The organism is Sporanaerobium hydrogeniformans, from assembly GCF_002735925.1.
GTDB classification, from domain to species: domain Bacteria; phylum Bacillota; class Clostridia; order Lachnospirales; family Cellulosilyticaceae; genus Sporanaerobium; species Sporanaerobium hydrogeniformans.
Window position 1 is genome coordinate 118,202 of record NZ_PEDL01000004.1, and the last position, 24,172, is coordinate 142,373.

Annotated in this window: 28 protein-coding genes; 3 read left to right on the forward strand and 25 right to left on the reverse strand. The window is 37.2% G+C overall.

The window, feature by feature from the left end; translation table 11 throughout:
* The first annotated feature begins 169 nt into the window (after positions 1-169).
* The gene (locus tag CS063_RS06255; RefSeq protein ID WP_099448837.1) at positions 170-1,033 is read left to right on the forward strand and encodes a deoxyribonuclease IV; all 864 of its coding nucleotides are present in this window, start codon (positions 170-172) and stop codon (positions 1,031-1,033) included.
* Entirely contained in the window at positions 1,033-1,776 is a 744-nt protein-coding gene (gene ymfI, locus CS063_RS06260; RefSeq protein WP_099448838.1) for an elongation factor P 5-aminopentanone reductase, read from the forward strand. The genes CS063_RS06255 and ymfI overlap by 1 nt, the downstream gene beginning before the upstream one ends.
* A gap of 74 nt (positions 1,777-1,850) precedes the next feature.
* On the opposite strand, the gene CS063_RS06265 is transcribed toward ymfI, so the two are convergent.
* From CS063_RS06265 to CS063_RS06290, 6 genes are all read right to left on the reverse strand, one after another.
* Positions 1,851-3,203, reverse strand: coding sequence for a transglutaminase domain-containing protein (locus tag CS063_RS06265; protein WP_099448839.1), 1,353 nt, complete (start codon positions 3,201-3,203; stop codon positions 1,851-1,853).
* 67 nt (positions 3,204-3,270) lie between these two features.
* Entirely contained in the window at positions 3,271-4,932 is a 1,662-nt protein-coding gene (locus tag CS063_RS06270; RefSeq protein WP_099448840.1) for a glycoside hydrolase family 13 protein, read from the reverse strand.
* Between the two features lie 139 nt (positions 4,933-5,071).
* Positions 5,072-6,442: an LCP family protein gene (locus tag CS063_RS06275; protein ID WP_099448841.1), complete on the reverse strand. Its 1,371-nt coding sequence runs from the start codon at positions 6,440-6,442 to the stop codon at positions 5,072-5,074.
* A gap of 184 nt (positions 6,443-6,626) precedes the next feature.
* Positions 6,627-7,907 (reverse strand): CapA family protein, encoded by a 1,281-nt coding sequence (locus CS063_RS06280; protein ID WP_308415442.1) that lies wholly within the window; start codon positions 7,905-7,907, stop codon positions 6,627-6,629.
* A 190-nt stretch (positions 7,908-8,097) separates the two neighbouring features.
* Positions 8,098-9,273, reverse strand: coding sequence for an iron-containing alcohol dehydrogenase (locus CS063_RS06285; protein WP_099448842.1), 1,176 nt, complete (start codon positions 9,271-9,273; stop codon positions 8,098-8,100).
* 104 nt (positions 9,274-9,377) lie between these two features.
* The gene (locus CS063_RS06290; protein WP_099448843.1) at positions 9,378-9,734 is read right to left on the reverse strand and encodes a winged helix-turn-helix transcriptional regulator; all 357 of its coding nucleotides are present in this window, start codon (positions 9,732-9,734) and stop codon (positions 9,378-9,380) included.
* Positions 9,735-10,044: 310 nt separating this feature from the next.
* On the opposite strand from CS063_RS06290, the gene CS063_RS06295 reads away from it, so the two are divergent.
* Complete coding sequence (locus CS063_RS06295; protein ID WP_099448844.1) at positions 10,045-10,440, forward strand: bacteriohemerythrin; 396 nt, start codon at positions 10,045-10,047, stop codon at positions 10,438-10,440.
* A 204-nt stretch (positions 10,441-10,644) separates the two neighbouring features.
* Here the strand turns inward: CS063_RS06295 and CS063_RS06300 are convergent, their stop codons facing one another.
* The 19 genes from CS063_RS06300 to rplO form a co-directional block, all read right to left on the reverse strand.
* Positions 10,645-12,501, reverse strand: a complete 1,857-nt coding sequence (locus CS063_RS06300; protein ID WP_099448845.1) for a hypothetical protein — start codon at positions 12,499-12,501, stop codon at positions 10,645-10,647.
* Between the two features lie 206 nt (positions 12,502-12,707).
* Complete coding sequence (rpsI, locus tag CS063_RS06305) at positions 12,708-13,100, reverse strand: 30S ribosomal protein S9 (RefSeq protein WP_099448846.1); 393 nt, start codon at positions 13,098-13,100, stop codon at positions 12,708-12,710.
* Positions 13,101-13,122: 22 nt separating this feature from the next.
* On the reverse strand, positions 13,123-13,554 hold the full coding sequence (gene rplM, locus CS063_RS06310) for a 50S ribosomal protein L13 (RefSeq protein WP_099448847.1): 432 nt from the start codon (positions 13,552-13,554) through the stop codon (positions 13,123-13,125).
* A gap of 214 nt (positions 13,555-13,768) precedes the next feature.
* Positions 13,769-14,515 (reverse strand): tRNA pseudouridine(38-40) synthase TruA, encoded by a 747-nt coding sequence (gene truA, locus CS063_RS06315; RefSeq protein WP_099448848.1) that lies wholly within the window; start codon positions 14,513-14,515, stop codon positions 13,769-13,771.
* Between the two features lie 11 nt (positions 14,516-14,526).
* Positions 14,527-15,318: an energy-coupling factor transporter transmembrane component T family protein gene (locus CS063_RS06320; RefSeq protein ID WP_099448849.1), complete on the reverse strand. Its 792-nt coding sequence runs from the start codon at positions 15,316-15,318 to the stop codon at positions 14,527-14,529.
* Positions 15,311-16,177 (reverse strand): energy-coupling factor transporter ATPase, encoded by an 867-nt coding sequence (locus CS063_RS06325; RefSeq protein WP_099448850.1) that lies wholly within the window; start codon positions 16,175-16,177, stop codon positions 15,311-15,313. Before CS063_RS06325 ends, CS063_RS06320 begins: the two co-directional genes overlap by 8 nt.
* The gene (locus tag CS063_RS06330; RefSeq protein WP_099448851.1) at positions 16,168-17,016 is read right to left on the reverse strand and encodes an energy-coupling factor transporter ATPase; all 849 of its coding nucleotides are present in this window, start codon (positions 17,014-17,016) and stop codon (positions 16,168-16,170) included. The genes CS063_RS06325 and CS063_RS06330 overlap by 10 nt, the downstream gene beginning before the upstream one ends.
* A gap of 178 nt (positions 17,017-17,194) precedes the next feature.
* Entirely contained in the window at positions 17,195-17,722 is a 528-nt protein-coding gene (locus CS063_RS06335; protein ID WP_099448852.1) for a bL17 family ribosomal protein, read from the reverse strand.
* A gap of 24 nt (positions 17,723-17,746) precedes the next feature.
* Complete coding sequence (locus CS063_RS06340; protein WP_099448853.1) at positions 17,747-18,706, reverse strand: DNA-directed RNA polymerase subunit alpha; 960 nt, start codon at positions 18,704-18,706, stop codon at positions 17,747-17,749.
* A 51-nt stretch (positions 18,707-18,757) separates the two neighbouring features.
* Positions 18,758-19,384 carry a 30S ribosomal protein S4 gene (gene rpsD / locus CS063_RS06345; RefSeq protein WP_099448854.1) on the reverse strand — a complete coding sequence of 209 codons (627 nt, stop codon included), beginning with the start codon at positions 19,382-19,384 and terminating at the stop codon, positions 18,758-18,760.
* An 18-nt stretch (positions 19,385-19,402) separates the two neighbouring features.
* On the reverse strand, positions 19,403-19,810 hold the full coding sequence (gene rpsK / locus CS063_RS06350) for a 30S ribosomal protein S11 (RefSeq protein ID WP_099448855.1): 408 nt from the start codon (positions 19,808-19,810) through the stop codon (positions 19,403-19,405).
* Between the two features lie 22 nt (positions 19,811-19,832).
* Positions 19,833-20,201: a 30S ribosomal protein S13 gene (gene rpsM, locus CS063_RS06355; protein WP_099448856.1), complete on the reverse strand. Its 369-nt coding sequence runs from the start codon at positions 20,199-20,201 to the stop codon at positions 19,833-19,835.
* A 153-nt stretch (positions 20,202-20,354) separates the two neighbouring features.
* On the reverse strand, positions 20,355-20,468 hold the full coding sequence (gene rpmJ / locus CS063_RS06360) for a 50S ribosomal protein L36 (protein ID WP_013658481.1): 114 nt from the start codon (positions 20,466-20,468) through the stop codon (positions 20,355-20,357).
* Positions 20,469-20,496: 28 nt separating this feature from the next.
* Positions 20,497-20,715, reverse strand: coding sequence for a translation initiation factor IF-1 (gene infA, locus CS063_RS06365; RefSeq protein WP_099448857.1), 219 nt, complete (start codon positions 20,713-20,715; stop codon positions 20,497-20,499).
* A gap of 13 nt (positions 20,716-20,728) precedes the next feature.
* A complete protein-coding gene (locus CS063_RS06370; RefSeq protein ID WP_099448858.1) occupies positions 20,729-21,010 on the reverse strand; it encodes a KOW domain-containing RNA-binding protein in 282 nt (93 codons plus the stop codon).
* A gap of 12 nt (positions 21,011-21,022) precedes the next feature.
* On the reverse strand, positions 21,023-21,781 hold the full coding sequence (map, locus tag CS063_RS06375; protein WP_099448859.1) for a type I methionyl aminopeptidase: 759 nt from the start codon (positions 21,779-21,781) through the stop codon (positions 21,023-21,025).
* Between the two features lies 1 nt (position 21,782).
* On the reverse strand, positions 21,783-22,430 hold the full coding sequence (locus CS063_RS06380; protein WP_099448860.1) for an adenylate kinase: 648 nt from the start codon (positions 22,428-22,430) through the stop codon (positions 21,783-21,785).
* 17 nt (positions 22,431-22,447) lie between these two features.
* Positions 22,448-23,707: a preprotein translocase subunit SecY gene (gene secY / locus CS063_RS06385; protein WP_099448861.1), complete on the reverse strand. Its 1,260-nt coding sequence runs from the start codon at positions 23,705-23,707 to the stop codon at positions 22,448-22,450.
* Positions 23,708-24,151 carry a 50S ribosomal protein L15 gene (gene rplO, locus CS063_RS06390; RefSeq protein WP_099448862.1) on the reverse strand — a complete coding sequence of 148 codons (444 nt, stop codon included), beginning with the start codon at positions 24,149-24,151 and terminating at the stop codon, positions 23,708-23,710. It lies immediately after the preceding gene.
* Positions 24,152-24,172: the final 21 nt, after the last annotated feature.

The following is a 24,172-nucleotide window of genomic DNA, read 5'->3' on the forward strand; positions in this document are numbered from 1 at the left end:
TCCATAATAGGAATTAATATGATACATTTTAAAAGGGTAAGAATTTACATTTTAATCCATCCCCTATCATAGCATACTTCCATAAAAAAAGAAATTACTACAAACTATTTGTTGTCTGTTTGTAATTTTTGTTGTATTTTAGAAACATAAGGTTAAAAAGGAGACAAATATGTTTAAAATCGGTAGTCATGTTTCAATTAGTGGCGGACTTTTAGGTGCTGCCAAAGAAGCTTATTCTTATGGAGCCAATACCTTTATGATTTATACAGGTGCTCCACAAAACACAAAGCGTTCCCCTCTCGAAAAGCTTAAAATAAAAGAAGGACAAGCCTTTATGGCAGCCCATGATCTTTCAGATATCGTGGTACATGCCCCTTATATTATTAATTTGGCTTCTCCTAAAGAAGAGACCTATGCTCTAGCTAAGGAGTTTCTTGCTCTTGAACTTGAAAGAACTGAAGCTATAGGCTCTAACTATCTCGTTCTTCACCCCGGCTCTTTTACAACTCAAACCTATGCTTACGGCATAGAACGCATTGCTGCAGCTCTTAATGAAGTCCTCACCCCTACTCAAAAGCCAATCCTCTGCCTTGAAACAATGGCAGGCAAAGGAAGCGAAATCGGTAGAAGCTTTGAAGAGTTAAGAGATATTTTAGACCGAGTAGAATATAAGGACAAGTTAGGAATCTGCTTTGATACTTGCCACCTTCATGATAGTGGCTATAATATCATTAATGACTTTGATAAACTATTAGAATACTTTGATGCACTCATTGGTTTAGATAAATTAAAAGTCGTTCATTTAAATGGTTCCCTTAATGTCTGTGGTGCCAAAAAAGATCGTCATGCCAATTTGGGAGCTGACGAAACAAATCCTAGAGGTGCTGACCAAATTGGTAAAGAGGCTCTTTATGCGATTGCACATCACCCTGCCCTTGAAGGGAAACCTATTATTTTAGAGACACCTTGGTTAGATGCAAAGACTAACTTATATAAAGAAGAAATCGCCTTTTTAAGGGAGGGATTGAAGTAATGAATTTTTCAAAGGAAGTTGTCTTAGTAACCGGTTCATCTCGTGGCATTGGAAAGGCAGTTGCTTATGCTTTTGCTGAAAAAGGAGCTCGTGTTATTTTAAATGGTGCCCATGACCAACTAGCTCTTAGGCATACCTATGAGTCTTTTATTAGTAAAGGCTTTACTGTTACTTCCTTTTTTGGAGATTTATCTGATTTTGAAGTAGCAAAAAACTTGTTTTCTCATATTTACGCTGAGTTTTTAATGTACCCTACAGTAGTTATCAACAATGCAGGTATGAGTCATGTGGGTTTATTCACAGATACTCCACCTGACTTGTGGAGTAAATTGTTAACTACCAATATTCATTCAGCCTATCATTGCAGCTTTCTTGCTGTCCCTCATATGATTAGTCGTCAATCGGGTTGCATTATTAATATGTCTTCTATTTGGGGGAAATCAGGTGCTTCTTGTGAAGTTGCCTATTCCACTAGTAAAAGTGCTCTTCATGGTTTTACTAAAAGTCTTGCAAAGGAGTTAGGTCCTTCTAATATTCGTGTCAATGCCATTGCCTGTGGTTGGATTGATACAGAAATGAATCGTTCCTTTACCCAAGAAGAACGGTCTGCCTTTCTAGAAGACGTACCACTTTGCCGAATGGGTACACCAGAAGATGTAGCTCAAACCTGCCTTTACCTTGCCAGTGATCAATCGAGTTATATGACAGGGCAAGTGCTCACCCTAGATGGGGGACTTCTTTAAAAAAAGTGACGATTTCACCTTGCTTGGGTGTAATCGTCACTTTTTAATGATTTCACTTTTCTTTAAATCTTTACCTATTCCCATGTATGTGTTTTACTTAAAAAAGCTTTGTCTACTGCAAAATATTTAAAATCACATACCCCTTGTCGATCTGGTACAGGGTCGCCAAAGGTTGTATCTATAAATACTTCTTTCCCATCTAAAATAGCCTTACTCCACATATGACTTTCATTATTTTCTCCTGCAGTACCACCTATCCCTGTAATCTGAATCCCCACTAGCTTGCAAAGGGCATTATAGAGTCCAGTATAACCCTGACATACTGCTTTACCATTTAAAAGTGCTCCATACCCTGTATAACCTTCCTCACTATAGTCTGTATCATATGCTAAGTGAAGGATAACCCATTCATACAAAACTTTAGCCTTTTGGGTCTCTGTCATCTCTTTAGTAAGAACGCCTTCGTCAATCAAGTTTTGGGCAAGAACCTTGACTTCTTCAAAGAAGGTATCACGCATTTTATTTACCTTATCAGCCTCTATATTATTATTCATAAGCTTCAAAGTAAGCTTTCCACTGCCATAAGTACCTTTTAAAGACACCTCTATCATATTCTTATAACATAAATACTCAGGATAATTATAAAAAACCTTTTGATGTGCCTTTAAAATAACTTCAGAGAGAATCCTATCTTGAAAAGACTGTCTCATATCAGAATCGTACTTAATCTCGTAGCTATCTTGATTGTTAGCTACCATATAAAGGATGATTTCTTCATAGTCCTCCTGAGTCTTGGGTTCTTTTTTAGGCATTTTATGAGGAAGTGCTAAGTTCATTTCATCTAAGATAAGTGACTTTGAATCTTGCTGGGTACCTACTGAATTTTTAGATTCTCCATTGTTTTTTAAACTGGTATCAATAGTGATGCCTTGTGTAAGTGCATCCCACCCCAAATAAAAATCTAATTCCTCTGCCAAATCTCTCAATCTAAAATAACTGGTATCATCAATAGTATAAGCGGTTAACTCTATCTTTTTTCTATCCTTATAAAGAGGTGCCTGAGATAAAGTAGCTGTTTTAGCTAGACCATCTCCTACCTTTAACTCGCCCCCTACTGTTATATACTCCTTTCCTTGTACTAAATTAATAGCTCTTGCTTCACTATCCCATTCGATATCAAATTGTGCTTGGCTTCCTTTTACAGCTTGTGCTAAATCTCTTAATTTAATATAGTTATTATCATTAATGGAATAGGCTTCAAAACCAATAGACTTCTCATTAATAAAAATCTTTGCTGGGGTAGGTAAAGCCTTCACGCCATTTTGTATACTTGCTGCATAAATAGGCAGACTTTTGATCGTTCCTGGTGCTTTTAAAAGTATAAGTGCTGTTAATAACACACCTATTACTCGTTTTTTCTTTTTCATTTTGCCATCCTCCTGCTCCTATTTTAAACTACTTCCCCTTAGCTGTCTATTTATAAGCTACACTTTTCTAAATTTTATAGAGTCTTGCTTCATAAGGTTTACACCTACTCACTGGTTCTGTTATTTCATAATTACCTAATAAAAACTGCTTGTGTAATTCTTTTTCTAGTTCTTGAGGATATTTTATCTTTTTCGAAGATAGGTTAATAATTACAAGATACTTCTCCTTTACTCCCTTTCTTTTATAAACAATAAGCTGGGGGTGCTCCTCTAAAAGTGGCTCAAAGCTTCCCCATGTTAAATCAGGATGTTGTTTTCTAAAGCTAATAAGCTCCCTATAAAAGCTTAAGATGGAGTGAGGTTTTTTTTCTTGGTTTGCTACATTAATCGTCTTATAATTAGGATTGGTCTTCGTCCAAGGTATTCCTTTTGAAAAGCCTCCATTCTCGGAAGCATCCCATTGCATAGTTGTTCGGCTATTATCTCTTGTCACCTTTTTGACAATACGTCTTGCTAACCATTTAGGTAAATGCATCATCTCTTGCAATACCTTATAAGCATTGAGTGCTTCATAGTCCTGCCACTCACCTTCTTCTAAGATACAGTCTGTCATGCCAATTTCTTCTCCTTGATAAAGAAAGGGGGTCCCTCTCAAAGTAAGATTTAAAAGAGCAAGTGCCTTCGCACTTTGAAGCCAATATCTCTTATCGTCTCCAAAGCGTGATACTTGTCTATTTTGATCATGATTCGATAAATAGTTCCCCGTCCAACCACCTTCTCTTTCCATGGTGATTTGCCAACTAAATAAAACCCTTTTAAAATCTTTTATAGACCAATGATAAAGCTTTCTAAAATCATACTTTCCCAATACGCCATAACCTAAATGATGCAAATCAAAATGAAACATCATCTGAAGCTCTTTCCTGTCTTCTCTTGTATAAAGCACCACATCTTCTTGCTTGGCAAGAGGCCCTTCCCCTATGGCTATGCAGCTATACGGCTCTAATACTTCCTTATACATTTCTTTAATATACGTATGAGTCTTTGGACGATTTAAGGTTAATTCCCCAGGAAATGATAAGATTTTGGGATTGCTACCCACATCTGGAAATCCTTCCGCCTTGCTAATGGCATTAATAACATCCATTCGAAAACCAGCCACACCTTTCTCTAGCCAAAAAGTCATTATCTTATAAATTTCTTGCCGCATGGCAGGATTTTCCCAATTCAAATCACACTGGTTGGGTGTAAATTGTGTCATATAATAACTCTTGCTCTTAGCTTCATATGTCCATGCACTACCACCAAAAAAGCTCATCCAATTATTAGGAGGTCTATCTCCCTTCCCCTTTTTAAAGATATAAAAATCTCTATAAGGTGAATTTTCTTCTTGGAGAGCTTTCTTGAACCAAATATGCTGATCAGAGGTATGATTAGCAACTAAGTCCATAACAACTTCCATTCCTCTTGCTGCTACCTCTTTTAAAAACTCATCAAAATCTTGCATGCTCCCATACTCAGGATTGATTTGATAGTAATCACTAATGTCATAGCCATAGTCCTTATTAGGTGAAAGATAAACCGGTGAGAGCCAAATAAGGTCAATACCTAACTCCTTCAAATAATCTAGCTTACTTATAATCCCCCTTAAATCACCTATACCATCTCCATTGCTGTCTGCAAAAGATCTAGGCCAAATTTGATAAACTATTTTTTCCTTCCAGTGCATGGCATCCCCTCCTATAAGAGTCTTTTTCTTTTATTATAGGCTCACCTAATTATACTCAAACTATTCAAAATAATTACACCTACTACTTTATTTTATTAAAAGGCAGAACTCCCTATCTAGAGCCCTGCCTTCTCATCTTTTATTCATTTACCTTGTAGTCTTGTCCTAGGACAATCTGTATATCTGTAGTAATACTCTGACTTGCTACTACAATAGCCCCTTTAAAGTAAGTTTTAAACTGCTCACCCTTCGTGGCATCTTTTGCATAAATAATTGTTGTGGGTTTCTCTCCGTCTTTATAATTTCCAATACGCTTCACCTGATAGCCTTGTCCTTCCAAACTATCTTTGATACGTCCTGCAAGCCCTTGCACGCCTGCTGCATTTAAAAGTTCAATGCTTACACTTTTATCTATTATAGGTTCCTGACTTTCTAAATTAGTTCCCTCTGACGGAGCACTTGTTTGCAACTGACTATCCTCTGCCATATCATTGGTTTTACCTACTTCTCGGTCATAAAAAATATTTTCGATAAACTCCGGAAGCTTCACTGTGTCAATAAAGAAATACGAAACACCATTTTCCATTCTTCCCTCACCAGGTAGAGTGGCAAAAGCAAGGTTATCAATATTGAAATTTTGAAGGTAAGGGTAATAATCCATAATTTGTGGTAAGCTTACATCGGTTGTAAGATCTTTAATAAGGATATTTATAAATTGAGGTAACTTGGTAAGGGTTTGTGGACTCATAATCTTCTCTGCAAAGCTTTGTAAAAAAAGCTGTTGCACCACAATACGATCCTCATCTCCCCTTGGATACGAACGAAAACGCACTAACTGTTCTGCCTTATCTCCTCTTAACAACTGCACACCTGGTTGCAAATCAATATAGAGATTTTGATAAGGGTCACTATACTGCATTCGGCTTGGCACATCTACTTCTACACCACCTATCGTATCTACAATCTTTCTAAAAGCTTCTAAATTGACAACGGCATAATTATCAATTGTGATACCTAAGATGTTTTCTAATTCATTCATCGTATACTTACGGATATTCTTCATTCCTCCATAAGCAGTCATCTCATTGATTTTTGAAACATACTGAGTATACCCTTTATCTTCTTTAAGTGCTGCACGTTGCTCTTCTGACCAGACTACCTTTGTATCACGAGGTACAGAAACAACCTTTATCTTATTTGTCTTACTATTAAAATTAACCACTATAATAACGTCAGTACGTACCTCATCATCATCCACACCAAAAACAGCAATGGTTCTGTTAATTGTAGCTAATTCATGCTTTTCTTTTTCCTTATCTGTCATTTGTTCTAAATCACCAGACTCCTCTGTTTTTTTAGAACTTCCATCATAAATATATGTATTATAGCTCCATACGCCTATTACTACTATAATGAAAGCAACAAGTAATGTTATTCCGGCTGAAATGCCAAAGAATTTAAGGAGTGTTTTTTTCTGACTCTGATTGAGCGGTCCTTGTTCTTCTTTCATTTCTATCCTCCTCTACTTTTACAACATCTTTTAATTGTACACTATATTACATCAAAATACATTTGTCATAATCTATTAAATTATAAATAATATCTCTCAGTTATGCAACATATTTATGTATAATCCTGTAATAGCAAAGGAAGACTATCTGCTGATTCCATCTATAATAAGCCCTTGTTTATCCTTAAAAATCAGTTTTCTCTAGTATTTCTTTAAAAACTTGTTGCCAAATTTCTTTACAATAGGATAGGCTAAATGCTTCATCCTGCTTTCTGATCTCATTTATTTGTGCTAATGCCTCTGTGTAATCTTGTAATCTATAAGTCGTTATATTACCTCTTCCTTTTTGTAAATGAGTAACAAGTGCTTGTGCGCCATATTCCTTAATGCCTACTTGTCCTTTCTCATCCCTTTCTAATGTAATTTTTGCCATAGCACCTAGCATACGCGCTGCTACCCCTTTTCCAGATTCACTGGTTGAATTCACAAAATTACCTAGGGAATAATATACTAACGTTTTATGCCCATTTTTACCTTCTATCCATTCTATCGGCTCAATAACATGAGGATGCGTACCTAAAATAAGATCTACTCCCTCATGAGCCATAAATTCTGCCCAGTACCGTTGCTCCTTTGTTGCTACATGCGTATATTCTGTTCCCCAATGAGGACATACAATGACAAAATCAGCAAGTGCCTTCGCCTTATTTATATCTTTTTTTAGTCTGTCCTCACCTAGTAAGTTTACCCAATAAGGCTGTCCATCAGGTAAGGGAATCCCATTCGTCCCATAGGTATAATTTAGTATAGCAATCTTGATGCCTTCTTTCTCATACACATAAATAGCATCCTCCTGCTCTTTTTGAGTATCTTGAATGCCTAAAACGCCTACCTGAGGGTAGTGGGTCTCCCAAAAATTTAAAGTATTTAAAATACCCTTTTTCCCTTTATCTAAAGTATGATTAGTAGCATGTAAAACTACGTTAAAACCTGCTTCTACTAATGCATCCCCCACTTCGTAAGGACCATTGAAAGTAGGGTAACCCGAAAGTCCTAACTCCTTGCCACCTAATATAACCTCTTGATTCACAATAGCTAAATCTGCTTCTTGTATATCTTCCTTTACCTCTTTAAAGAGATGAGCGTAATTATAAACATCATTTTCCCCTTTTCCACTTTCTGTGACAGGCGTGTGAAGAAGCACATCTCCTACCATAATAATAGAAACTTGTTCCTCAGTTATTACAATTTCCTTATCTTTCTCTATATCCTGAATAGACTGACCCACTGTGTTTTCTATCTCTACTTTTGTTTCATCTACTTGTTCTTCTTTACTACTTCCTTGCTCTAGCCTAGTATTTACTACCTCTGTATCTTGCTTCACATACCTTCCACACCCTACTAAATATATACCTAGCATAATACCTATTAACAACTTTACTAGGCTCCATTTACACCTTCTCACATCGCTTCCCTTCTTTCCTCTACCTTTTCATCCTACCCATTTATAAGATAAAACTTCATAATTATCATTATTTTCGAACTCTATTATAACATATCTTTTAAATTTTTTATTAAAATATAAAAAGTGACTATGGTCACTTCTTACCTTAGTCACTTTTTCATTTTACATTTTTATTGTTTGTAACACTCTTTTAGAGCATTAATCTATAAATTTTCTCTACATCTTCTTGTTTTAAGGTGACAAAACCACCTAATGTACCATTATTTACATCACCATAGCAAGCAATATAGGCAAGCTTTTCAATGTCTTCTTCTCTTGCACCTAATTCTTCAAAGTTCTTTGGCATACCAATGGAAATTAAGAATTGACGTAATGCCTCAATACCTGCTTTTGCAGTTATCTCTGGATGATTAAAGTCCATTTGACATCCCCAAACCCTACAAGCTACCTGTGCAAACCGCATAATATTATGATGCATGTTATAGGTCATTACAGCTGGCATAACCACTGCAAGCCCTGCACCATGTGCACAGTCGTACAAAGCAGATAATTCATGCTCAATAGCGTGACTTGTCCAGTCCTGAGACCTACCCACGCCACAGGAGTTATTATGAGCCATCATTCCTGCCCACATAATATTGGCACGTGCTTCATAGTTGTTAGGGTCAGCAATGGCTTTAGGTCCTTCCGTAATCATAGTCAGCAGCAATGCCTCAATCATGCGGTCTGTTACTTCTACATCTTGGGTATTTGTCAAATATCTTTCATACAAGTGTGCCATAATATCTGTAATCCCACATGCTGTTTGATAACTTGGCAAAGTCTGGGTAAGTGCTGGATTCAATATAGAAAATTTAGGACGTAGTGCTTCACCTGATGTAGCCCGCTTATACATCCCATTTTCATGAGTAATTACTGAATCACCAGAGCCTTCACTTCCTGCTGCTGAGATAGTAAGTACTGTTCCTAATGGTAAAGCCTCTTTAACCTCTTTGCCTTGGTAATAATCCCAAAAATCCCCTTCGTAAACTGCTCCTGCTGCAATGGCTTTAGCGGAATCAATAGCACTTCCCCCACCAACAGCAAGGATAAAATCAATAGTTTCTTTCTTGCAAATCTCTATCCCTTTATATACAAGGCCACTTCTTGGATTAGGCTTTGCACCACCTAGTTCTATATAAGCTATATTTTCTTTATCTAATGATGCTTTTACACGATCTAATAATCCTGAAGCAACTACTGATCCTCCACCAAAGTGAATCAGCACCTTTGTACCTCCAAATTTTTTTATATACTTTCCTGCCTCATTTTCTGTATCCTTTCCAAATGCAAAATAAGTGGGTGCATAAAATGTAAAGTTTTCCATTATTCCTACCTTCTTTCTTGGTTATCTAAATTCATTATATTTCTTTATTCCCCTTGACACAAGAAGGCACCTTTATCCCTATAGGTTACACAAAGGTGCCCTACTTATTCTTCATAGCACTGACGATTCATCACCTCATATTTATCGCCTTCATTTTCACTTCCCCAATTACACATCATTTCTAGGATAGGATATAAGGTCTCACCTTGTTTTGTCACAGAGTATTCTACCTGTATCGGAACAGTTGGATATACTTTTCTCTCTACAATCCCATCTTCTTCAAGCTCACGCAACTGACTCGTTAAAGTCTTTTTAGGTGCTCTTTCTAGAAAGCGTAAGATTTGATTATAACGCTTTGGTCCTTCTTCTTGTAAATAATGTATAATAAGGGGTTTCCATTTTCCTCCAATTACTCTAAGCGTAATTTCCATTTCACAAGTTACTTTTATTTTCTGAGACATATTTTCCTCCTATAGTACAAGATTATCCTTTACTTCATTATACACTATTTTCTACCTTTATACCTCCGCTATCTTGACTGTTATACCGTAAGCCCTCTCTATCACTTAAAAAACCATAGCATCCTAAAGAAATTTACCATTCAAATGATTATTCTCTAAAAAGATATTGGTAGCCTTCCTCTTTCTAGTAGTTAATTTCTCTACCTATTTGATTCCCTTCTAATTATCTGCATTAATTTAACTATTATAAATAGTCAATCACTATTTTTTTTGATATAATACTATTATTATCTTTCCAAGGAGGATGTATATGTACGAAATGAAACCTGAATACTTTATCGGTATTCCTTCTATTGATGAAGAACATAGCAGACTATTTGAAATAGCAGAAGAAATTTATCAGTTACAGCGTAATGAGTTTATTGTAGATAAATATGATAATATTTCAGCCATTCTACATAAGCTAAAAGACTACACCATTATGCATTTTAATAACGAAGAAGAATATATGATGCGTATTGGATATAAAAAGTTATTTACACAAAAGGTTCAACACGATGCATTTAAGCAAAAATTAGATGAACTTAACTTAGATCACTTAGATGATCATTCTGATGCTATGATTACAGAGCTTTTAAAATTCTTAACGGATTGGTTAGTTCATCACATCTTAGAAACAGATAAGCAGATTGCTGAAGAAGTATAGCTTTAAAAAAGTGCTTAAAAAACGAGTGTTTCGTTTTAAGCACTTTTTTAATGTGTAAATAGAAAATTTCCTAATAAATATCTTTCATATATTGATTGAAAGATATTAACTCTTTGATAATCTAGGTACTTACATAGTGTGGCTGGAGATCGCTAACTCCACGAAGCGGCGCAGCACTGCGGAAACCTCGGTGCGGATAGTGAATCAATCTTTGATGAAAACGATTCTGCCTAATTCAGGAGCAGAACCACTGATGGAAGAAACGAATACCGTGCCCCCAAAGGTGTTTACAAGCAGCGCTTGATTTTTGTAATCCCTGATTGTGCTGAATTTAGAATACGTGTTGATTCTCCACGAATGGGGTACATTATTTGAGTGTAATTGCATGGATGCCGGGCAGCTAGTGTCCATATACACATAACGACCGTCATAAATAATTGTGTATTCCGGTCCGCGATCAGCACTGTTGTTTACAAGTTTAACACTAAATGGCTTATCGGGCTTGTCGGATGAAACTTCAAGCCAGTAATGATCCCCTCCCGCAGGGTAAATATATCTGTCGCCGATTTTCATATAGTAATCGCCGGATTCTAAAACAGTAGCGTTAGCGTTTGGCGATGTTGACGATGTGGCGGTTGACGCAGGGGTCGGAATTTCAATTCTTTCAGCCCAAACATAATACTCCATGCCGTTCCAACGAACCCACGCATATCCGTCTCTCCTTTTCTCTAATAATAAAACCTTTGTGCCTTGGGGGATTGTGCCTAAAACATTGCCCTCCGGCTTATTGCGGTAAGGTGCACCACCATATTCCTTGTTATTTAGAACTTTTACTTCCGGCACCGTTACAGCCGCGGCGGGCGATTTCACCGGTGCGGGAACGGGCGCGGCCTGCGCCGACACAGTCCCGTCATATACATGGATGGTATATTCCGCCACCTTTCTACCCGCGTACCGTACTTCCACCACTCTGTTTTTTCTGGCGGTTGTGAAGGCGCGCCCCTGCGTCAATTGCACGTTATCCATATAAAAGGTGATTCTATCATTTACGTTTATGTTTTTGCCTCCATCATTTATAACCGCGTTAAACCCTGTGCTGTCAAAGCCGTTACCTACGCTGTATGCGGTTTTTTTGGGGAATGACAGGATGTTAAGCCCCGCCACCGTGTGCAGTACGCGCCGAATAGAAAAATTTCCCATGGTAATATTTACTGTAACTGAGCTTACGCCGAAATCGTACTCTCCGCCGAAAAACAGCCGGTTGCCGTTTCCTAATATACGCAGGCAGTCGCCGTTAATAAGCTGTGAACTGCCATCTTTGAAGGTAGCGCGGACTTCAAAGTCACTTGAACGAATTGTTGTATCTGTGCGGTTGCCGCCTTTCATAGGTTCCTGGGTCAATTCCACAGCTGTAACAAACGGGGTAACAGTAAAGGGTATAGTTAATTCCTTACCTACTACCCTTACAATAAAGTCTCTTTCGCCCGCCTCAAAAAAACGGAAGCCCTGCTGAACCCGCACGCCATCCGCGTAACTGCGCATACCCCGTGGCCCCGCAAAAATCATTAAATCCTCGTGGTGCAAATCCTGTGTTTGACCGTTCCTAAAAGTAATCCGTACTACAATATCCCTTGGGTCAAACGGATCCGCCCCTTGGCGGTAGGTCGTTTTCGGTGGCGTGATAAGCGCAAGCTTACTGACGTTTTGCCAGCCGTGGTCTAAGCGGGGGATAACGTCAAATTTATATGGCGTTGCGACAATATTGCCAGATCGCATGACCATTTCATACATCCCTACCTGCTTGAAAACATCGCCTTGCTTTATTTGAACGCCGTTTGCCCACCACTCCCTGTTTTTGGTATGAGAGATGATTCCGCCTTTTTTATGTTCATAAATCTCCCCTATCCCGTCAAAGGCATCACCTACGACAAAGGTTCTTGTCATCCCCCACGGCTCATTTGTTCCTATCAGCACATCCATGGGGCATCTGGCATAAGCCGTCATGTGCAAGGAGAGTACCATGCACAGGATGAGCAGGATGCTCATAATTCGTTTTTTCATAATGTTGTTCCTCCTTAATTTTTTGTTTAGCTTTCATATTTTCATTGTAGCGGCTGTTCCTCAAAAAAAACCGTCCATTGCATGAAACATGATTTTTCCGACATGAATCATGATTAAAAGTATCTAAACGCATGGCTCATATGGTGTAAAATCATAAAAAAACACCCCAAACATAAGAGTTTGGGGTGTTTTCATTTTGTATAATATTATCTCTTTGAGAATTGTGGTGCACGACGAGCTGCTTTGAGACCGTATTTCTTTCTTTCTTTCATTCTTGGGTCACGTGTTAAGAACCCTGCTTTTTTAAGAGCTGGACGGAATTCACCATCAGCTTGAAGTAATGCACGGCTGATTCCGTGACGGATTGCTCCAGCTTGACCTGTTGTTCCTCCACCATATACGTTTACAAGTACATCAAATTTACCTAATGTATTAGTAAGAACTAATGGTTGACGAGTGATAACTTTTAAAGTCTCTAAACCAAAGTATTCTTCAATATCTCTTTTATTAATTGTAATTTTTCCGTTGCCTGGTACAAGGTAAACACGTGCTACTGAACTTTTACGTCTACCTGTTCCGTAATATCTTACTCCTGCCATTTATATTTCCTCCTCTCGAAAATTAGAATTTTAATTCTTTAGGTTGTTGTGCTTCATGTTTGTGGTCTGCACCAGCATAAACACGAAGTTTTGTAAGCATTTGACGACCTAAGCTATTTTTTGGAAGCATACCTTTTACAGCGTGCATAAGAATTCTTTCTGGATGTGTATCTAACATATCACGAGCTGAAGTTTCTTTTAAACCACCTGCATAACCAGAGTGTCTTCTATATACTTTTTGATCTAATTTTTTACCTGTAAATACAGCTTTTTCTGCATTAATAATAATAACATGATCACCGCAATCAACGTGTGGTGTGTATGTTGGTTTGTTTTTTCCTCTTAATACTGTTGCTACTTGACTTGCAAGTCTACCTACTGTTTGTCCAGTAGCGTCAACTACGAACCATTCTCTTTCAACATTTTGAGCATTTGCCATATATGTTGTTCTCATTGTATACCCTCCTTTGAGTCTTTAAAAATCTCATTTAAACCATCTATCTCATATAAAATCCGGGGCTATTGGATTTTACAAGTGGGCTTATTCACACAACTTATATTATATTATTCCAGCTAATACTTGTCAACAAAAAGTTTAGTTGTCCACACTTTTCCAACTTTCCTCTTCATTTTTTTCTTCTTCTGTGGATAAGAGCTGCTCTTTCTGCTTAAGCTTCTTCTCCATATTCAATGTTCAGCATCATTAGTCCTTGTGGAGGTGCTGTAGGACTAGCCAATTTACGATTTTTGCTTTCTATAATGGTGACTAAACTATCCGGTGCTTTTCTACCAATACCTACTTCAATGAGTGTTCCTACTATAATCCTTACCATATTATAAAGAAAACCATTACCACAAATATCGATTTGAATAAGCTCCCCTTGCTTAGTGATTTCTAAACGATAGACTTCTCTTATAGTTGTCTTTACACTGCTCCCAGCTGAGCAAAATGCCGCAAAATCATGCTTGCCTACTATATGTGTGGCTGCCTCCTGCATTTTCCTTAAATCTAATTTATAAGGATAAAAATAGGCATAACGATAGATAAAAGGATCTTGTACCTTACCATTATGAATTTGGTAGCGATAAGTCTTTCGCTTAGCAGCATATCGAGGATGGAATGCCTCTGAAACAAGCTCTATGCTCTGTACAACTACATCCCTAGGTAATTTAGAATTAATAGCTTTAACCAATCGTTCTGGCATTATCTCTGTAGTAGCATCAAAGACGCAGCACTGCGCCTTAGCATGTACTCCTGTATCTGTCCGTCCTGCTCCAATGACATGAATGGGCTGATTTAAAATAGCTTCTGCAGCCTTTTCTAATAGCTCTTGAATGGTTATACCATTAGGCTGTTTTGCAAAACCATGATAATGAGTTCCATCATAAGCTACTATTAATTTAAACCGGGACATCTCTCTTCCTCCTATAAAATAATACAACCTATAAAAAACAAGCTAGCAAGCACAAAAGCACAGTAATCAACCTTCTCATAGTGTAAGCTATGCAATCTTGTACGCCCTACTCCACCGCGATAACATCTTGCCTCCATGGCCATAGCTAATTCCTCAGCACGTCTAAAAGCTGAAATAAAAAGAGGTACCATAATTGGAATCATTGCTTTTGCACGTCTAATAATATTGCCACTTTCAAAATCTGCTCCTCTTGCCATTTGCGCTTTCATAATCTTATCCGTTTCTTCAAGCAAGATAGGAATAAAACGTAAAGATATACTCATCATCATGGCGATTTCATGAGCTGGCACTCCAATCCTTCGAAAAGGGTTAAGCAGGTTCTCAATACCATCTGTAAGCTGTATAGGTGACGTTGTGAGTGTCAATAATGAAGAACCTATGATAAGTAGTATAAGTCTACATGCCATCTGTGCAGCAATTATGAGGCCTTGTTCTGTAATAGTTAAAAAACCCCAACTCCATAGCACCCTGCCACCTTGAGTAAAGAAAATATTGAGTGCTACTGTGAAGAGTAAAATAAATAGGATACTTCTTAGTCCTTTTAACATATAGCGAATAGGCACCTTACTCATCTGTATCGTTCCATATAGACAAAGCACTACAAAACCATACCCTATAAAATGATTAATAAAGAATAAACCAATAATATAGGCAAAAGTAATAAGTATCTTTGCACGTGGGTCCATACGATGAATAGGAGAGTCTACTGGATAGTATTGCCCAATGGTAATGTCCCTAAGCATTATTGTCCCTCCTTTTAAGTAAGTATGCTTTAATTTGAAGGGCTGCTTCTTCTACTGTTAAGATATCAGTAGCTATATCCATCCCCTTTTCCTTTAAAGTTTCTAATATATAAGCAATCTGTGGTCTTGCAAGTCCAATCTTCTCTAATTCATCACCATGTGCAAAAACTTCTTTAGGTGTACCTTGATATTTGACCTTTCCTTTATAGAGAACAATCATACGTTGTGCATATCTTGCTACATCCTCCATGCTATGCGAAATGAGTACAATAGTAAGACCTAGCCCTTTATGCATTTCTTTTAATTTATTAAAAAGATCATCTCTACCTTTAGGGTCTAAACCTGCTGTAGGTTCATCTAGAATAAGGATACTCGGTTTCATAGCTAGAACTCCTGCAATAGCCACCCTTCTTTTCTGCCCTCCTGAAAGCTCAAAAGGTGATTTCTGATAGTACTCTTCTCCTAAGCCCACTGCTTGCAAAGCATACGCAACTCTTTCTCTAATTTCTTCTTCATTAAGCCCTAAATTTTTAGGTCCAAAAGCCACATCTTCCCAAACAGTCATCTCAAAAAGCTGATATTCTGGATATTGAAAGACAAGACCTACTTGTTGCCTTACAGCCTTTCTATCTACATTTTCTCCATGTATATCCTGCCCCTTGATATAAACCTGACCCATGGTCGGTTTAAGAAGTCCATTAAACATTTGAATAAGAGTACTTTTACCTGAACCAGTATGTCCAATTATACTCACAAATTCACCATCTTTTATTTCAATATTAATATCCTCTAACGCCGTTTTTTCAAAAGGCGTATTGGGATTATAGGTATGGGTTAAATGTTCTATCTTTATTGCCATAACTCTTGTGCCACCTCTTCTGCAGTTAATACATCACTTTTAAACTGGAACCCTTCTTTGTTAAGCAGATACATCAAATAAGTTGCTGCTGGAACGTCCAAACCAATCCTTTTGAGTGTTTCTACCTCTTTAAATACATTTTTAGGTGTTCCCTCTAATAAAACTTCACCTTTTTCCATTACTACAATACGATCTGCGAGTATGGCTTCTTCCATATAATGCGTAATATGAACAATGGTAATACCGTACTCTTTGTTGAGCTTCTTCATAGTTGCCATGACTTGCCTTCTTCCAATAGGGTCAAGCATAGCTGTAGATTCATCAAAAACGATACATTCTGGTTTCATCGCAATCACACCTGCTATGGCAATACGTTGCTTCTGCCCTCCTGAAAGCTGATTAGGTGATACTCTTTTGTAATCTAACATATTAACAGTTTCTAATGCTTCATCTACTCTTTTTCGAATTTCCTTTGGTGGTATACCTATATTTTCTGGGCCAAAGGCTACATCCTCTTCTACTACTGTAGCTACAATTTGATTATCTGGATTTTGAAAAACCATCCCCACTTCTTTACGGATTTCCCATATGTTTTGAGGATCTGTAGCGTCTATGCCTTTTACAAAGAGTGTTCCTGATTTTGGGGTAAGTATCCCATTTAATTGTTTTGCAAAAGTAGATTTTCCTGAACCATTATGTCCTAAAATAACTAAGAACTCACCTTGCTTAATAGAGACACTGGTATGGTTAAGGGCTGTTATCGCTTCCTTTTGTTCACCATTTTCATCATAATTATAATACTCAAATACAATATCTTTTGCTTCAATAATATGCTCCATTGTTAGCACTCCTCCATCTATAGGTATAAATAAATACTTTCATCATGAAAGTATTTATTTATACCTATACACTTTTTCAACCTAACCTATCTTCCATTAAATATAATAAAAAACCTATCATTATGCAATCTTTTTATATGAAGAAAAGGGATTAAGAATAGTTCTTAATCCCTCTAGCTTATACTAATTCGATGATTACTTCTTCAGCACCGTCACCTTTACGTGGTCCGATTTTGATGATTCTTGTATAACCACCATTACGGTCTACATATTTAGGAGCGATTTCACTAAATAATTTATCAGTTAAATCAACTTTTTTAGCTTGTCTTTTTTTGTTTGCTTCAACTTCTGTTATAGGGTATAACACCTTTAACATTTGTCTTCTAGCATGTAAACGAGAAGCACTATCTTTTTTGATAGTTTTTTGTACTTCTTCATATACTGTTACTTTTTTACCATCTACAACTTCTTTTACACGTTTACCGTTAACGTCTAATTTAGGTTGTTTTTGAGTAATAGTAACTTCTTCATAATTATCTTTTTCACGAACAGCCATAGCAATTAAGCCTTCAGCAATTCTACGAATCTCTTTCGCTTTAGCTGTAGTTGTTCTGATTTTCCCATGGTATAAGAGATTTGTTACTTGGTTACGAAGTAATGCCATACGTCCTGCTGCATCACGTCCAAGCTTTCTTTGTCCAGCCATGCCCTAACCTCCTTTTGTTTGTCATTAATCTTCGCTTGGTTTAAGTGCAAAGCCAAGCTCTTCCAATTTCTGGAATACCTCTTCTAATGACTTACGTCCTAAATTACGAACTTTCATCATTTCTTCTTCAGTTTTATTTGTTAAGTCTTCTACTGTGTTAATACCTGCACGTTTTAAGCAGTTAAAAGATCTTACTGAAAGATCTAATTCTTCTATGGTCATCTCTAAAGTTTTTTCTTTAGAATCATCTTCTTTTGTCACCATAATCTCTGTGGTGCGTGCATTTTCTGAAAGATCAATAAATAAGTTTAAATGTTCACTAAGCACTTTAGCCGCTAAACTAACAGCTTCATCTGGCTTAAGTGTACCATTTGTCCAAACTTCTAATGTAAGCTTATCATAATCTGTTTGTTGACCAACACGTGTATCTTCTACAGTGAAGTTTACACGCTCTACTGGTGTATAGTTGGCATCTACAGGAATAACCCCAATTGGAAGTTCGGTTTTCTTAAGTTTATCTACACCTTCATATCCACGGCCTCTTGTAACAGTCATTTCAATAGACAGGTTGCAATTTGCACCACCATTTAAAGTAGCAATATGATGCTCTGGATTAAGAATTTCAATTTCTGGACCACACTTAATGTCTGCCCCAGTCACCGCACCTTCTCCCGTTGCTTCAATATAAACTACTTTTGGTTCCATGCTTAAGCTTGTATCACGAATAGCAAGCCCTTTAATGTTAAGAAGAATTTCGATAACATCTTCCTTCACTTGTGGGATAGAGCTAAATTCATGAAGTACCCCATCAATTTTGATGTTACTAACTGCAGCCCCTGGAAGAGAGGAAGATAAGATTCTACGTAGACTATTTCCTAAAGTAGTACCATATCCTCTCTCTAATGGTTCCACTACGAAGCAGCCGTATTTCCCATCAGCAGATAACTCTTTAATCTCAATTTGTGGTTTTTCAAATTCCAACACCGGATAAACCCTCCTTTGGTTTTAAAATAAAATATTGAGGGTAACGAACTATTACTTAGAGTAAAGCTCAACAATAAGTGTTTCTTCGATGTCTGTATCGATTTGGTCACGAGCTGGGATAGCTTTAACTGTTCCTCTAAGGTTTTCGATATCCCCCTCTAACCATTCTGGTACAATACGAGAAGCTGTAACTTCTGTAATAAGTTTGAAACGCTCGAAGCTTTTTGCATCTTCTTTGATTTCAATAACATCACCAACGCGTACTTGGTAAGATGGAATGTTTACTCTTTTACCATTTACTAAAACTAAGTTATGTCTTACAACTTGTCTAGCTTCTGTACGAGAACGACCTAAACCTAAACGGTATGCCACGTTATCTAAACGAAGTTCAAGTTGTACAAGTAAGTTTTCACCAGTGATACCTGCTTGACGGTCAGCTTTTTTAAAGTATGTTCTGAATGGGCCTTCAAGAACACCATAAATTCTTTTTGCTTTTTGTTTTTCACGTAACTGTAATCCATACTCAGATAATTTTGATTTAGCTTGACCATGCTGTCCTGGAGCATATGGTCTTTTTTCTACTGCACATGCAGCAGAGTAACATCTTTCACCTTTAAGGAACAATTTTTTTCCTTCACGACGGCATTGTTTACATTTAGAACCAATATATCTAGCCATTTTTATCTACACCTCCTATTAGACTCTTCTACGTTTTGGTGGACGACATCCATTGTGAGGTACAGGAGTTACATCTTTAATTAATGTTACTTCTAATCCTGCTGCTTGAAGCGCACGGATTGCTGCTTCTCTACCTGATCCTGGGCCTTTAACCATAACTTCTACTGATTTTAAACCATGTTCCATTGCTGCTTTTGCTGCTGTTTCAGCTGCCATTTGAGCTGCGTAAGGAGTTGATTTTCTAGAACCTCTAAAACCAAGTCCACCCGCACTTGCCCATGAAAGAGCATTTCCGTTTGTATCAGTTAATGTAACCATTGTATTATTGAAAGTAGACTGAATGTGTGCTACTCCACGTTCTACATGCTTTCTGTCGCGACGTTTACGAGTTGCACCCTTTTTTGCCGCTTTTTTTGCTACTGCCATGAGACTTAACCTCCTTTATTTACTATTTTTTCTTATTCGCTACTGTTTTCTTAGGACCTTTACGTGTACGTGCATTTGTCTTTGTTTTTTGTCCTCTTACAGGAAGTCCACGTCTATGACGGATACCTCTGTAACAACCAATTTCCATTAATCTCTTAATGTTTAATGCAATCTCACGACGAAGGTCACCTTCAACCATTGCTGTTTTGTCAATAAGTTCACGAATTTTTGCTACTTGATCGTCAGTTAAGTCTTTAACGCGTACATCAAAATCAATTCCAGCTTCTGTTAAAATTCTGCGAGAAGTTGGACGGCCGATACCAAAAATATAAGTAAGACCGATTTCTACACGTTTATTTTTTGGTAAGTCTACACCTGCAATACGTGCCATACTTGTCTTGCACCTCCTATTAGTTTAAATATATATTTATACAGCATAATGACGTTATGCCGCAGCCGCTTAAAGTTAAACTTCACAAATAATTATTATATATCATCTAACATTATAAATCAATATTTGTTTCGTTAAGCTACTAAGCTTTTATTAGCCTTGTTTTTGTTTGTGTTTTGGATTTTCACAGATAACGCAAACACGACCTTTTCTTTTAATGATTTTACATTTTTCACAAATCTTTTTTACTGATGGACGTACTTTCATTTTCTGTTCTCCTTTCTTTTTATACCATTTATTTAGAACGCCATACAATTCGTCCTTTGGTTAAATCATACGGAGAAAGTTCTATAGTTACTTTATCACCCGGTAATACACGGATGAAATTCATACGAAGTTTACCAGAGATATGACCAAGAACAATATGTCCTCCTTCAATCTCTACCTTAAACATTGCGTTTGGTAACTTTTCTATCACTGTTCCCTCTACTTCTATTACATCACCTTTAGCCAAGTTTCAAACCTCCTCATTCCACAGAAGATTGCCCTAAATACTCATCTAGAGCTTTTCTAACATCATTATTGGTTAGACGATTCTCTTCTATAATTTTTAGTTTAATCCATTCCATAATTGTATTTGTCTTTTGAACATGCTTTTTCTTCTTCAGTTTAGGGTTGTCTACTTTACGTAATTTGCCGTCTACTAAATGTACATATTCTTCTTCGATACTTACGACTATAAATGGTTTTCCTTGATCACGTCCGCATTTTGAGAAAACAATTTGTCCTAATTCAAACTCGTTATTCATATAATCACCTCATTACTTACCTATTCGTAATGTAAGTATTTCTGGAATATCATCTGTAATAACCACTGTATTCTCATAATGTGCAGATGGAAGTCCATCTCTTGTTACGAACGTCCAATTGTCATCTAGCGCTTTAACTTGCCAAGTTCCCATGTTAATCATAGGTTCTATAGCTAGCACCATACCTTTTTGAAGTTTGGGTCCTCTTCCAGGTGTTTTGTAGTTTGGAACTTGTGGTTCTTCGTGCAATTCTTTTCCTACACCATGTCCAACTAAATCTCTTACTACACCATAGCCAAAACTCTCAGCATAGGCTTGAATCGCAACAGATATCTGTCCTAGATGATTGCCTGCTTTAGCATATTTTAAACCTTCGAAAAAACATTGTTTTGTCACTTCAATAAGTTTTAATGCCTCTGCTGACACATCACCTACTGGGTAGGTTCTTGCAGCATCTGAGTGATATCCCTTATAGTATACCCCAAGGTCAACACTTACTATGTCACCTTGTTTGAGCTTTCTCTTTCCTGGAATGCCATGAACAACTTCTTCATTAATTGAGATACAAGCTGAGCCTGGATATCCATGGTAACCTTTAAATGAAGGCACGGCACCACGACTTCTGATAAACTTTTCAGCTATAGCATCTAGCTCACCTGTTGTAATGCCTGCTTCAATAGATTTCGCTACCAGCTCGTGAGCTTCTATTAGAATGGCTCCTGAAGCTTTCATCAAGCTTATTTCCGCATCAGATTTAATGGGAATTGGCATTTTAGTTCACTCCTAATGCTTTCATAACTCTTGCTCTTACTTGATCTACACTGCCTACACCATCAATATCAAGTACCTTGTCTTGACCTTTGTAGTAAGCAATAAGTGGCTCAGTTTGAGCATGATAAACGTCTAAACGTTTTTTAACAGTTTCGGCTTTGTCATCTTCTCTTTGGATAAGGTCCTTACCGCAAAGATCACATTTACCAGCCACTTTTTCAATCTTATTTGTTTTATGATAAGAAGCGCCGCAGCTTGGGCAAACCGTTCTGCCAGCCATACGGTCAATAATCATCTCATCTGGCACATCTACATTAATAACATAGTCGATTGGAATACTTAACTCTTTAAGCATTGCATCCAATGCCTCAGCTTGGGGAATTGTCCTAGGAAAACCATCAAAAATCATGCCATTTTTGCAGTCTTCTTGTGTAATCCTACTTTTAACAAGCTCTATAACAAGAGAATCTGGTACCAACTTTCCTTCATCCATAAATGCTTTAGCTTGTTTGCCCAGATCAGTGTTTTTAGAGATATGTTCTCTAAAGATGTTACCTGTAGAAATGCATGGGATGTTGTAAAGCTTAGTAAGCATTTCTGCTTGTGTCCCTTTACCTGCACCTGGTGCACCTAATAATACTAATCTCATTGCGGCTCCCCCCTATTTTACAAAAATCCTTTATAATGTCTCATAAGCATCTGTGACTCAATCTGTTTAAGCGTTTCTAATGCTACACCTACAACGATTAAGAGAGATGTTCCTGAGAATGCAACTTGCACTTTAAATATGAGCTGAAATACGAGTGGAAGTACGGCAAGTATTGCTAAAAATATGGCTCCTAATAAGGTAATACGGGTAGCTACATCTGATAAATAATCTGATGTTGGTTTACCAGGTCTAATCCCTGGGATGAAACCACTACCTTTTTTCATATTTGATGCAATCTCCATAGGATTAAATGCAATGGTAGAGTAAAAGAAAGCAAATGCAAATATAAGAACAACATAAATAACTGTTCCTACTGGATGGGTCCAGTTAAGATAAAGTAAAATTTGTGACCATATTTCATTTGTTGTACCACCAAATAAATTGGTGATAATTTGTGGAAAATTCATGATGGACATTGCAAAGATAATTGGAAGTACCCCTGCAAGATTAACTTTAATTGGTATATGTTGTGATTGACCACCATAAATTTTACGTCCTACAGTACGTTTAGCATACTGTACAGGAACTCTTCTTTCTCCTTGTGCCATTAAGACAACAAAGCCTATTACTAATACAAATAATAAAATGATAATAAGTGGTTTTATATATCCAGAAGTCTGGAACATAAGGTAAACATCTTTTGGAAGTCTCGCAATGATGTTGATAAAGATAATTAATGAAATACCATTACCCACACCTTTTTGAGTAATTTGTTCACCTATCCACATAACAAGCATTGAACCTGCTACTAAACCAATAAGTACAACTAAGAAAGTCCAAATAGACTGGTTAACAAGAACCCCTTGACTCCTAATTGTATAGGTTGTAGCAGCACCTTGAATAAGTGCTAAACCTAAAGTTACATAACGTGTGTATTTGTTAATTTTCTTACGGCCAATTTCGCCTTCTTTAGCAAGCTCTTCAAGCTTTGTAATAGCTATTTGAAGAAGTTGCATAATAATGCTGGCTGTAATGTAGGGGCCTACACCTAGAGCAAATAATGCCATAGTTTTGAAGGCTCCTCCTGTTACAACATCCATTAGGTTTAAAACATTGTTTTGACTGTTCATCATAGAGCTTAGGGCTGCTGTATCAATACCTGGTACTGTTACATGTGCACCTATTCTAATAAAAGCAAACATCCAAAGTGTATATATCATTTTTTTGCGTAGTTCTGGTACTCTCCATGCATTTTTAAGCGTTTTGAATAAATCCACCTACATCACCTCTTCTGTTTTTCCACCCACAGCTTCGATTTTTTCTTTTGCACCAGCACTAAAAGCATTTGCTTGTACTGTTAATTTTTTAGTTAAGTCACCTTTACCAAGAATTTTAACACCGTCTCTTGGGTTTTTAATGATACCTGCTTCAATCATAGCATCTACTGTTACAACCGCACCATCTTCAAAGCGATTTAAAAGATCAACATTGATACCAACGATTTCTAAGCTATTACGGTTTGTGAAGCCACGTTTTGGAAGTCTTCTGTATAATGGCATTTGACCACCTTCAAAACCTGGTCTAACTCCACCACCTGTTCTTGCTTTTTGTCCTTTATGTCCTCTACCAGCTGTTTTACCGTTACCTGAACCATGGCCACGGCCAACGCGGAAAGATGATTTTTTTGAACCTTCAACTGGTCTTAATTCACTTAAATTCATGTCTTTGGCACCTCCTTCTAT

What these genes read in the sequence shown, in the direction of transcription:
- rplO (WP_099448862.1), bottom strand. Translation starts at nt 24,151, where the DNA reads ATGAATTTAAGTGAATTAAGACCAGTTGAAGGTTCAAAAAAATCATCT.
- rpsM (WP_099448856.1), bottom strand. Translation starts at nt 20,201, where the DNA reads ATGGCACGTATTGCAGGTGTAGACTTACCAAAAAATAAACGTGTAGAA.
- CS063_RS06380 (WP_099448860.1), bottom strand. Translation starts at nt 22,430, where the DNA reads ATGAGATTAGTATTATTAGGTGCACCAGGTGCAGGTAAAGGGACACAA.
- rpsK (WP_099448855.1), bottom strand. Translation starts at nt 19,810, where the DNA reads ATGGCAGTAGCAAAAAAAGCGGCAAAAAAGGGTGCAACTCGTAAACGT.
- CS063_RS06285 (WP_099448842.1), bottom strand. Translation starts at nt 9,273, where the DNA reads ATGGAAAACTTTACATTTTATGCACCCACTTATTTTGCATTTGGAAAG.
- CS063_RS06330 (WP_099448851.1), bottom strand. Translation starts at nt 17,016, where the DNA reads ATGGAGCATATTATTGAAGCAAAAGATATTGTATTTGAGTATTATAAT.
- CS063_RS06300 (WP_099448845.1), bottom strand. Translation starts at nt 12,501, where the DNA reads ATGAAAAAACGAATTATGAGCATCCTGCTCATCCTGTGCATGGTACTC.
- rplM (WP_099448847.1), bottom strand. Translation starts at nt 13,554, where the DNA reads ATGAGAACAACATATATGGCAAATGCTCAAAATGTTGAAAGAGAATGG.
- CS063_RS06255 (WP_099448837.1), top strand. Translation starts at nt 170, where the DNA reads ATGTTTAAAATCGGTAGTCATGTTTCAATTAGTGGCGGACTTTTAGGT.
- CS063_RS06335 (WP_099448852.1), bottom strand. Translation starts at nt 17,722, where the DNA reads ATGGCTGGACAAAGAAAGCTTGGACGTGATGCAGCAGGACGTATGGCA.
- rpsD (WP_099448854.1), bottom strand. Translation starts at nt 19,384, where the DNA reads ATGGCTAGATATATTGGTTCTAAATGTAAACAATGCCGTCGTGAAGGA.
- map (WP_099448859.1), bottom strand. Translation starts at nt 21,781, where the DNA reads ATGCCAATTCCCATTAAATCTGATGCGGAAATAAGCTTGATGAAAGCT.
- CS063_RS06275 (WP_099448841.1), bottom strand. Translation starts at nt 6,442, where the DNA reads ATGAAAGAAGAACAAGGACCGCTCAATCAGAGTCAGAAAAAAACACTC.
- CS063_RS06295 (WP_099448844.1), top strand. Translation starts at nt 10,045, where the DNA reads ATGTACGAAATGAAACCTGAATACTTTATCGGTATTCCTTCTATTGAT.
- CS063_RS06265 (WP_099448839.1), bottom strand. Translation starts at nt 3,203, where the DNA reads ATGAAAAAGAAAAAACGAGTAATAGGTGTGTTATTAACAGCACTTATA.
- ymfI (WP_099448838.1), top strand. Translation starts at nt 1,033, where the DNA reads ATGAATTTTTCAAAGGAAGTTGTCTTAGTAACCGGTTCATCTCGTGGC.
- CS063_RS06370 (WP_099448858.1), bottom strand. Translation starts at nt 21,010, where the DNA reads ATGAATAACGAGTTTGAATTAGGACAAATTGTTTTCTCAAAATGCGGA.
- CS063_RS06290 (WP_099448843.1), bottom strand. Translation starts at nt 9,734, where the DNA reads ATGTCTCAGAAAATAAAAGTAACTTGTGAAATGGAAATTACGCTTAGA.
- CS063_RS06320 (WP_099448849.1), bottom strand. Translation starts at nt 15,318, where the DNA reads ATGCTTAGGGACATTACCATTGGGCAATACTATCCAGTAGACTCTCCT.
- truA (WP_099448848.1), bottom strand. Translation starts at nt 14,515, where the DNA reads ATGTCCCGGTTTAAATTAATAGTAGCTTATGATGGAACTCATTATCAT.
- rpsI (WP_099448846.1), bottom strand. Translation starts at nt 13,100, where the DNA reads ATGGCAGGAGTAAGATATTACGGAACAGGTAGACGTAAAAGTTCAGTA.
- CS063_RS06270 (WP_099448840.1), bottom strand. Translation starts at nt 4,932, where the DNA reads ATGCACTGGAAGGAAAAAATAGTTTATCAAATTTGGCCTAGATCTTTT.
- rpmJ (WP_013658481.1), bottom strand. Translation starts at nt 20,468, where the DNA reads ATGAAAGTACGTCCATCAGTAAAAAAGATTTGTGAAAAATGTAAAATC.
- CS063_RS06325 (WP_099448850.1), bottom strand. Translation starts at nt 16,177, where the DNA reads ATGGCAATAAAGATAGAACATTTAACCCATACCTATAATCCCAATACG.